General features: G+C 42.4%; 1 pseudogene. It reads right to left on the reverse strand.

What is annotated here, in order from left to right:
- Positions 1-205: pseudogene (gene aspA, locus CHH91_RS20025) on the reverse strand (aspartate ammonia-lyase); the annotation flags it as partial.

The raw sequence follows: 205 nt of genomic DNA on the forward strand, positions 1-205 counted from the left end.
TTCCACGTTAGCGGTAATGCCGGCAATAGCGTAATCTTTAAAGACGCGCATGCCGTTTTGTAGCACTGTTAATGATTGCAATAAATTAAAAACGAGTACTGGTTCCATCACGTTTAGTTCAAGTTGGCCCGCTTCTGAAGCAAGGCTGATCGTATGGTCATTGCCGATAACTTGAAAAGAAAGCTGGTTAATGACTTCACACATG

The organism is Virgibacillus sp. 7505, assembly GCF_002272135.1.
Lineage (GTDB): Bacteria > Bacillota > Bacilli > Bacillales > Amphibacillaceae > Terribacillus.